This window comes from Candidatus Accumulibacter phosphatis (assembly GCF_012939955.1).
Taxonomy (GTDB): domain Bacteria; phylum Pseudomonadota; class Gammaproteobacteria; order Burkholderiales; family Rhodocyclaceae; genus Accumulibacter; species Accumulibacter delftensis.
The window spans coordinates 1-8,012 of record NZ_SPMY01000083.1; the positions used below are offsets into that span (position 1 = coordinate 1).

An 8,012-nucleotide genomic window follows, 5' to 3' on the forward strand; every position below is an offset into this window, starting at 1 on the left:
TTCAGGCGCAAGCTGGTTTTCTTCTGGTCGGTGCTATCCAGCCGAATCAGATTGAGAACGATCTTCTTCAGGAGCGACAGGTTCGTGGGGAGCGTTGTCCTTGCGGATGGTGCTGGCATCCTCGCCGAAGCTGACGTCGAGCACCCAGTGAAGTCGATTCTCTATGGCCCAATGGCCTCGCACGGCGAGGGCAAGTTGTTCGGCGGTCAACTCGCGAGAGCTGATGTAATAGCGCCGCTCGAAGTTCGACTCTTGATAACCGACCTTGCGCAGGGAGTCGACCAGACCGAGGGTCTTGCACTTGGGCCAATCGGCCAGGTCAACGGTCCCTTGCCACCTCGAATTGCTGCGGGTCCAGCGCCCGGAAGATCCTCTGAAACGTCTTCTCGGACGCGACGCCGTTCTTGGGCGGCAGGAACTGAGGCAGCCGATCCTCCTTCTGGTACGCTCAATTCCAGACCTTGTGTCTGGCGATTGCCGGCGACGGCGAACGAGCGGCACGGTTCGAGGACCGAGAAGATGCAGAGCAGGCCTTCGGCAATTCCGTCTTGCTCGGCGATGGCCCGGGCCATCGCTTCCTTCGATCGACCGCTGGCGTGCGTGTGCGCGGAGGCGAGAAAGAGCTAGGGACGCCCATCCGGCGGCCAGCTTATGCTGAGTGAGTTGTGTATCACGAGATGCCCTATATCCGGCGAGTGTTCGGGGACAGACCGGTGCTGTGGCCATTGTTCGAGACTTTTGCAAGCGGAGCTTTCATGCGTTTGTTTTAAAGAACGTATCTGCGGCGCTGGCTGGCACCGGGGTCTCTATTTGGTGGCGCCGGCAACAGCCTGGGCAAGCGTCTGCAGCGCCGCCATCGGCGGCGCCTCGGCAAGATAGATCAGGCCGGTGGGCACCTGGCTGATCTCCTCAGGAAGTGTCTGCACGACCAGGTCGGCGGCATGCGTCGATTGTTCGACGACCCGCCGCGGCATCAGGGTCCATCCCAGACCGACGGAAACGCAACCGAGAATCCCGTCGAGGGTGCCGAATTCCATGGCCTCGGCGACGGCGTGGCCGCTGCTGCGTTGCCAGGCGAGGGCGCGGGTGCGGTAGGCGCAACCTTCGCGGAAGAGGATCAGCGGCTGCAAGCGCGGATCGGCGTCGGCGGCATGTACGAGCACCAGTTCCTCGACGAGCAGTTCATCAAAGCGCAGATCCGGGTGCTCGATCGGACCGGCGACGATGGCGCAATCGAGCTTGTGGGTCAGCACCTTGTTGACCAGCGTCGCACTGGTATCGGTTTCGATGCGCAGTTCCAGGCGCGGATGTCCGACGCGGACGGCTTTCAGAGCCTGTGGCAGATGCAAGGCGGCAAAGGTCTCCATGCTGCCGATGCGCAACTCGCCAACGCCATCGCCGACCAGGCGAACGGCGGCGCCGCTCTCGCGTTCGAGGTGCAGCATGCGCCGCGCGTAGTCAAGCAGTACTCGTCCGGCGGGCGCCAGCGCCACCCCGCGGCCGCTGCGGAAGAAGAGCGTAGCGCCCAGTTCTTCCTCGAGCCGGCGGATGCGGCTGGTGACGTTGGACTGGACGGTGTTCAGCTTGCGCGAGGCGGCCAGAATGCCGCCTTCATCGACGACGGCGGCGAAAGTACGAAGGGCGCTCAGCTCCATCAATATATCTCCTTTAGAGAATGAAACGTTCTTGACTATTCAATTGTGCAGATAGTTTAGAGCAGTTATCGTGGCGCCATCAACTCGCAAGGATCTGCACATGAACGAGCAGCAAAAACGCCTGGAACGTATGGAACGTCTACACGTGCTTGGCGCCGGCATCTGCAGCCTGATGCTGGTGCTCGGCGTCGCGCGCTTTGCCTACACGCCGCTACTGCCGCTGATGCAGGCACAGGCCGGGCTTGGCGTCGAGGCCGCGGCCTGGCTGGCGGCAATCAACTACGCCGGTTACCTGAGCGGCGCCGTGGTGGCGTCGCTGATCAGCGACCTGGTGCTCAAGGATCGCCTCTACCGGATCGGCCTGGTGGTCGCCGTGCTCAGCACCGCGGTCATGGGCCTGACCACTGACGTGACGATCTGGGCACTGTCACGGTTCATCGCCGGGTTGAGCAGCGCCGCGGGCATGCTGCTCGGTACCGGACTGATTCTCAACTGGCTGATTCGCCACAATCATCGCAGCGAACTCGGTATTCACTTTTCTGGAATCGGCCTGGGCATCGCCGGTTGTGCGGCCGCGGTGGCGCTGATGAGTGATTGGCTGGACTGGCGAGAACAGTGGTTCGCTTTCACTCTGATCGGCAGCCTGCTGCTGATCCCGGCGCTGCGCTGGCTGCCGCCACCCGATCGCAGCACGGTCACCAAAGGCGGGCAGCAGATGCTCGACAAGCCGCCGAGTGCGGCTTTCATGCGCCTGCTGATGGCCGCCTATTTCTGTGCCGGTTTCGGCTACGTGGTCAGCGCGACTTTCATTGTCGCCATCATCGACCACCTGCCCGGTCTGGCCGGACGCGGCACGCTGGTTTTCCTGGCGCTTGGTGCGGCTGCGGCGCCGGCGTGCATCGTCTGGGACCTGATCGCCCGCCGTACCGGTGAGCTGAACGCGCTGATTCTGGCGGCCCTGCTGCAGATTGTCGGCATCCTGCTGCCGGTGATGGCCGACGGCCTGGTGGCTGCGCTGGCCGGTGCCTTGCTCTTTGGCGGCACCTTCATCGGCATGGTGAGCCTGGTATTGACCATGGCCGGGCGTTACTATCCGACGCGTCCGGCGAAGATGATGGGCAAGATGACGCTTTCCTACGGTGCGGCCCAGATCATCGCCCCGGCAGTCACCGGCTGGCTCGCCGGCAGCCTCGGCAGCTACGCCGCGGGCCTGTACCTGGCGGCCGGGGTGATGGCCGTGGGTACGCTTCTGCTGCTGATGCTCAAGTTTGTCGAGCGGCGCGACCGGTCGCGGAGTACTGCTGTTGCGGGGGCCTGTCCGCAGAACTGAGCCAGCGGTCGCGAAGGCAGGTGCGCGGAGGAGGGGAGCAGGGCTCACTTCAGAAATCGGATCGCCAAGCACGGTCCGCTTTCCGGCTTCTGGCTAACGGTCATGACACGTGGAGACACCCCAAATCATGAAAGTCATGACCGTTTCCCTCCACTTGCAGTGCGCATTCCGGCTTGCATGCCGGAATCGTTCGCCGGGCAGGGAGCATGCTCCCTGAATTCCCCGCCTTACCCCCGGCCCTTCTCCCGCAAGGGAGAAGGGAGTTTCGTGAGTCGCTGGCGCGACTTTCACATTAACGCTGTCGACCTCAATGTCGTCGCTCGGATAGCTCAGGCCCCCCGGCCCTGGTTGTCGTGCTTGTCGTGCTTGTCGTGGCCCTTGTTCTTCTGCTTGCCGCGATCCTCGTCCCGGTCCTCGCCGCCGTCGCGGCGGCCGTAGTCGCCGCGATATTCCTCACGACGATGACTATTCCGCTCCTGGTACTGCGGAACATACTCGCGCTGGTACCAGCTGTTCTGCACAAAATAGACCCGCTCGCCGCAGGCCTTGTAGGCGCGACAGTGTTTGCGCCAGTTCTTGGCGTGGCCAGGGGGCACGTTCAGATAGATCGGGCGCCGTGAAGGCGCCGCCTGCTCGATGATGATCGGCTGCCGGTAGATCAGCTGCGGTTGCGGATAGCCACCGATGTCGAGGTGACCATAGAAGCCGGGTTGACCGATGCTTACCGACAGGGCCACAGCGGCCGCAAGCGCCGGGGCGAGCGCTGCGGCGAGCGCTGCGGCAAATAGAAGACGTTTCATTTTTGGAGCCTCTTGCTGTCCGTGTTTCTGCCAGATGCGCTTGACGGCAACGGGGGCGTCGCGGTTCACCGCGGCGCCCCCGTTGCCGAGTCTATTTCTTGTCGCTCTTGGCCGCGTCCTGGACGCTCTCACCCGCTTTTTCGATCTGCTGGCCGATCTTGTCGACCGCCTTGTCCATTTCCTTGCCAGCTTTCTCTGCCGGGCCCTCCTCTTTCTGGCAGGCGGACAAGCCCAGCAGCAAGGCACTGAGACTGATGAGCAAGGCTGTGGCGAGGGATTTTTTTTTCGAGTTTCATTGCTGCGCTCTCCTGGTGGACCATCTGCCCGTGACGGGTGTGAGCAACTGCTCGAGGCCGTGGCGGAGCAAGGATGATGAGCGGCCGATTTGCGCCGGGTCGCAGGGCGGTGGGCGCTGCAGGTCGATCGTCATTTGCTGACTTCGTGGCCGACAACACCGCCAACGGCTGCGCCACCGACGGTTCCGAGCACACTGCCGCCCGTCAGAACGGCCCCTCCGACGGCACCGACACCAGCACCAATGGCGGTGTTCTTGCCCTGCGTCGACATGCCGGAACAACCACCGAGGGCAAGCAGTACTGCTGTGGCCACTGCACCGAGCGTGACTCTCTGCGTCTTTTCCATGGAATTACCTCTTTCTTGAATGTTGTCTTACTGGTCCTTCGCACCCGCTCGAGCATTACTCACTAATGGCTTCCCCGAGCGCGATTTCGGCCGCTCCAGACAGCCATCCTGCGGACATCGATTGCAGGCATGCTGACGCGGATGGTTGAGCGTACGGTGAAGCGCCTTCGGCGTCTGTCTGCTGGGGCACATAGTCGGCGATCGAGCGGCGTGCTGCCGTTTGCCTGGCCAAGGCGATTGCGAACCTGCCGCCCACAACAGGCCCTGGTCGGACGAAGCTGTGTTCGCCACTCTGGCGTCGCCGCGGTACTTCCGTGCACGACCGCATGAAGCCTGCATGAAGCCCGCATGAAGCCTGCATCAAGATGCTGTCTAAGCCATTCCTCGCGCGTAAGTGGCGTTGTCGGCTTCGTAGCACCCGCAGGAAGCGGCTTCCAGGCCGCTGCGGTCGAGAATCGTGATATGTCCGCGGCTGTAGCTGATCAGTTTGCGGTTGTGCAGTGAGGTGGCGGCCTTGGTCACACCGACGCGACGCACTCCCAGCATCGAGGCCAGGAATTCGTGGGTGCCATGAAATGCATCCGACTGCGCCCGGTCATGCGTCATCAGCAGGCAACGGGCGAGACGCGCTTCCACGACATGAAAGCGGGCACAGGCGGCCGATTGCGCGAGTTGGCCCATCACCACATGCAGGTAGCGCTTGAGCATCCACTGCAGTGGTGGACTGAAACCGAGTTCGCGGCGAAACGGCGCTGCCTCCATCCGCAGCGCAAGGCCGGCGCCCTGGACCAGCGCACTGAGCGGCGAAATATCCACCCCGAGGATGAGGGAGATCCCGAGCATGCCTTCGTCGCCGACCAGACCCACCTCCAGGCTGGCGCAACCGTCGATCGGCGTGACCAGGGAAATGTAGCTCGTCGTGGGAAAGAAGACGTGGTGAATGCGCTCGCCGGGTTCGGCGAGAACGTCGGCAAAGGTCAGTTCGACCGGCTCGCAGGCCGCCAGAAGACGTCGCCGGTCTTTGTACGGCAGCGCCTCGATGAGTCGATTAACGGCGGCAGGGGCCATGGCTGTTGGCACGTCGCTCCTCACGATGCAGGGAAGAAACCGGCAACCGGAGGGAGCCTGCTATCTCGGTGTCGGATGGGAAGCAGCAGCGGACGGTCGCGCCCGGACGAAAACGTCATGGCACGAAGTGTGGAGTGAAAGCTGACGACTGTCCGGGCGGTAGCGCACACAGCAGGGCTGCCTCGTGCCGCGTGCGATGCCATACGTGCTGCGTGCGATGCTACAGGAGCGGCGGCGAAGACACTCGATCCTGCGCTTTGCCCTAGCGGGCGATCACCTCCGGGAGCAGACGCTCGAATTCCTTCCTGACCACTGCGTAGCACTCGCAACAGCGCGCCTCCAGAGCCGCCCGGTCGAGTATGGTGATGTGCCCGCGCTGATAAACGATCATCCCGGCCCGCTGCAAATTGCCGGCGGCCTCGGTAACGCCTTCGCGGCGCACGCCGAGCATGTTGGCGATCAGTTCCTGCGTCATGATCAGCTCGTTCGAGGGCAGGCGGTCGTGGGAGAGCAGCAGCCAGCGGCACAGCTGCTGGTCTAGCGAATGATGGCGGTTGCATACTGCCGTCTGCGCCATCTGGGTCAGAAGCGCCTGCGTATAGCGCAGCAACAGGCGCTGCATCGGGCCGGCGCGATAGAACTCATCCTTCAGCAACTGGCCTTTCAAGCGGTAGGCGTGACCGGCGCTTTGCACCACGGCCCGGCTCGACGTGCTTTCGCCGCCCATGAACAGGGACACGCCGACGATCCCCTCGTTGCCGACGACGGCGATTTCAGCCGAGGAGCCGTCCTCCATGACATAGAGCAGGGAGACGATCGAGGTGGTGGGAAAATAGACATGGCGCATCTGGATGCCGGACTCGTAGAGCGACTCGGCGAGTGGCATCGGGACCAGTTCCAGACTGGGAAGGAGGCGCGCGTATTCGTCCGCCGGCAGGGCGGCGAGCAGGTGGTTCTGGCGCGGGTCATGGGTGGCAGAAGTTAGGGGGCGCAGGGGCATGGCGGTTCACGCAGTCATCGGCAGCGCTTGGACGAGCTCGCAGACGCACTGGCATTGAAGGTTCGAGGGGTGTTGAGTATACACGCCCCGTATTGGCTATGTGCAGCAGCGCACGGACGCAGCCGGGCGTTCGGCGCAGGCTCTTTGCACGCTCATGGCGAGAAGCGGTGGATCGGCCTTACGCGTGCCACCGCCGCCTGCTTCGCGCCTGTTGCGCATTGTCAACCCATCACCGGAACCCGCATGGACAAGCATCAATTCACTGTCGAAGTCGCTCTGGAGTTTCATCGGCGCATGGCGACGATCATCGCCGCCGTCCAGGCTGGAATGTGCAAAAACGGCGTGCACGACCTGCTCGGCTACGCCACCGACTTCGCATCGGGTGAGGCCCGTGGACGGCAAACCCTGGTGCTGAAGAGCCGCAGCCGTTCAAGCTATGTGCGCTGGCAGACAGACCGAGACAGCGGTTCTGCGTAGCCTGAAGTGATCCGGGCCGGCACATGCGTGGCAAAATGTGTGGCAAATGTGCGGCAATTGCGCCGTGGCGATGCGCGACGCTTGCAAGCAGCGTCCGCGTGGCCGAACGAACGCTTTGTTCCGCAGTTCGTAGCGGTAGCGGTAGCGGACGGCAGGACCCGCCAGAAACCCCCTCCATCACCACGAGGCAAGCCCATGAAAACGATTCGGAGAGTTAGGTTCAGCGCACTCGCTGCGGCTGTTCTGTTCGGCCTTGCTGCTTGTGCGGACATGGTGGCGCTGGACAAAGATACCAGCATCGACGCCGGCGCCGACGCCATCGGAGTCGAAAATCTTCCGGATGGCAGCAGCGTCGGAACCGTCGGCGGCGCCCCGGTCGGCGGCGTGATCGGCCACGACGTCGGCAAGAAGTGATGCCCGGCGCGATTCACCTGGCCTCCCCCCGCAGGTGCCTCTCGCCCGCTTGTTACCCTGATCAGCCAGCCAGCCAGCTTGTGATCCTGCTGGCGGACATCGAACAAGGCCGGGATGCGGCCGATGCTGCGGGAATGATTCGCAGCCATGCTCTTGGCCACGCGGCCGCTTGGGATCAAGGCCTGGGGTCGCCCAGCGCCTGCTGACGACGCCTGGTGCTGAATTTTGGCGTCCGCGTGCCGACTGCGGGCGCGGATTGTGGAAGCTGTGGCGAACGCCGTGATTCCTTAGCGAAGCCCAAAAAACGACAAGATGACGAGGACGATGACGACTAGGCCGACGAGATAAATGATGCTGTTCATGTAGCTTCCTCCGGAATGGGTCCAATGACCAATTTGCACGAATCGCGCGAATCGCGCGATTCGTGCAAATAGGGCGACGCAAAGTCACCGGTTCCCAAGCTACTCGTATCAGGCTGAACGGTCTGTACGTTGGCGTACACAAAAATGCGTTCCATGCGCCACGCAGCCCCTTTTTCCGCTCGGCTAGCGCGGCTACTTTTCGTGGCCCACAGGGCGCGGTTGATGCGTATCACCAGCAACGTTCTCAGCCCACTGACCATTTAA

General features: G+C 63.0%; 10 protein-coding genes and 1 pseudogene. 3 read left to right on the forward strand and 8 right to left on the reverse strand.

Going from position 1 to position 8,012, the window contains the following annotated elements; translation table 11 throughout:
• The 3 genes and pseudogenes from E4Q23_RS25390 to E4Q23_RS20990 form a co-directional block, all read right to left on the reverse strand.
• A pseudogene (locus E4Q23_RS25390) lies at positions 1-363 on the reverse strand (ISAs1 family transposase); the annotation flags it as partial.
• Positions 320-427 carry a hypothetical protein gene (locus tag E4Q23_RS25395; RefSeq protein ID WP_169068440.1) on the reverse strand — a complete coding sequence of 36 codons (108 nt, stop codon included), beginning with the start codon at positions 425-427 and terminating at the stop codon, positions 320-322. The gene E4Q23_RS25395 and the pseudogene E4Q23_RS25390, both read right to left, overlap by 44 nt.
• Before the next feature lie 379 nt (positions 428-806).
• Complete coding sequence (locus E4Q23_RS20990) at positions 807-1,655, reverse strand: LysR family transcriptional regulator (RefSeq protein ID WP_169068431.1); 849 nt, start codon at positions 1,653-1,655, stop codon at positions 807-809.
• A 100-nt stretch (positions 1,656-1,755) separates the two neighbouring features.
• Here E4Q23_RS20990 and E4Q23_RS20995 point away from each other — a divergent pair, with 100 nt between their 5' ends.
• Complete coding sequence (locus E4Q23_RS20995; RefSeq protein WP_169068432.1) at positions 1,756-2,985, forward strand: YbfB/YjiJ family MFS transporter; 1,230 nt, start codon at positions 1,756-1,758, stop codon at positions 2,983-2,985.
• Positions 2,986-3,314: 329 nt separating this feature from the next.
• Here E4Q23_RS20995 and E4Q23_RS21000 read toward each other — a convergent pair whose 3' ends face one another.
• The 5 genes from E4Q23_RS21000 to E4Q23_RS21020 form a co-directional block, all read right to left on the reverse strand.
• Positions 3,315-3,785, reverse strand: coding sequence for a hypothetical protein (locus E4Q23_RS21000; RefSeq protein WP_169068433.1), 471 nt, complete (start codon positions 3,783-3,785; stop codon positions 3,315-3,317).
• 91 nt (positions 3,786-3,876) lie between these two features.
• Positions 3,877-4,047: a hypothetical protein gene (locus E4Q23_RS21005; RefSeq protein ID WP_169068434.1), complete on the reverse strand. Its 171-nt coding sequence runs from the start codon at positions 4,045-4,047 to the stop codon at positions 3,877-3,879.
• 164 nt (positions 4,048-4,211) lie between these two features.
• On the reverse strand, positions 4,212-4,427 hold the full coding sequence (locus tag E4Q23_RS21010) for a glycine zipper 2TM domain-containing protein (RefSeq protein ID WP_169068435.1): 216 nt from the start codon (positions 4,425-4,427) through the stop codon (positions 4,212-4,214).
• Between the two features lie 372 nt (positions 4,428-4,799).
• The gene (locus tag E4Q23_RS21015) at positions 4,800-5,507 is read right to left on the reverse strand and encodes a Crp/Fnr family transcriptional regulator (RefSeq protein WP_423753370.1); all 708 of its coding nucleotides are present in this window, start codon (positions 5,505-5,507) and stop codon (positions 4,800-4,802) included.
• Positions 5,508-5,757: 250 nt separating this feature from the next.
• Positions 5,758-6,495: a Crp/Fnr family transcriptional regulator gene (locus tag E4Q23_RS21020; protein ID WP_169068437.1), complete on the reverse strand. Its 738-nt coding sequence runs from the start codon at positions 6,493-6,495 to the stop codon at positions 5,758-5,760.
• A 243-nt stretch (positions 6,496-6,738) separates the two neighbouring features.
• Between E4Q23_RS21020 and E4Q23_RS21025 the strand changes: the two genes are divergently transcribed.
• Positions 6,739-6,972 (forward strand): hypothetical protein, encoded by a 234-nt coding sequence (locus E4Q23_RS21025; protein WP_169068438.1) that lies wholly within the window; start codon positions 6,739-6,741, stop codon positions 6,970-6,972.
• A gap of 195 nt (positions 6,973-7,167) precedes the next feature.
• Positions 7,168-7,386 (forward strand): osmotically-inducible lipoprotein OsmB, encoded by a 219-nt coding sequence (locus E4Q23_RS21030; RefSeq protein ID WP_169068439.1) that lies wholly within the window; start codon positions 7,168-7,170, stop codon positions 7,384-7,386.
• The last annotated feature ends 626 nt before the right edge of the window (positions 7,387-8,012 follow it).

Excerpts from the sequence above, each read along its gene's own strand:
- E4Q23_RS20990 (WP_169068431.1), bottom strand. The coding sequence starts at position 1,655 with ATGGAGCTGAGCGCCCTTCGTACTTTCGCCGCCGTCGTCGATGAAGGC.
- E4Q23_RS20995 (WP_169068432.1), top strand. The coding sequence starts at position 1,756 with ATGAACGAGCAGCAAAAACGCCTGGAACGTATGGAACGTCTACACGTG.
- E4Q23_RS21000 (WP_169068433.1), bottom strand. The coding sequence starts at position 3,785 with ATGAAACGTCTTCTATTTGCCGCAGCGCTCGCCGCAGCGCTCGCCCCG.
- E4Q23_RS21010 (WP_169068435.1), bottom strand. The coding sequence starts at position 4,427 with ATGGAAAAGACGCAGAGAGTCACGCTCGGTGCAGTGGCCACAGCAGTA.
- E4Q23_RS21020 (WP_169068437.1), bottom strand. The coding sequence starts at position 6,495 with ATGCCCCTGCGCCCCCTAACTTCTGCCACCCATGACCCGCGCCAGAAC.
- E4Q23_RS21025 (WP_169068438.1), top strand. The coding sequence starts at position 6,739 with ATGGACAAGCATCAATTCACTGTCGAAGTCGCTCTGGAGTTTCATCGG.
- E4Q23_RS21030 (WP_169068439.1), top strand. The coding sequence starts at position 7,168 with ATGAAAACGATTCGGAGAGTTAGGTTCAGCGCACTCGCTGCGGCTGTT.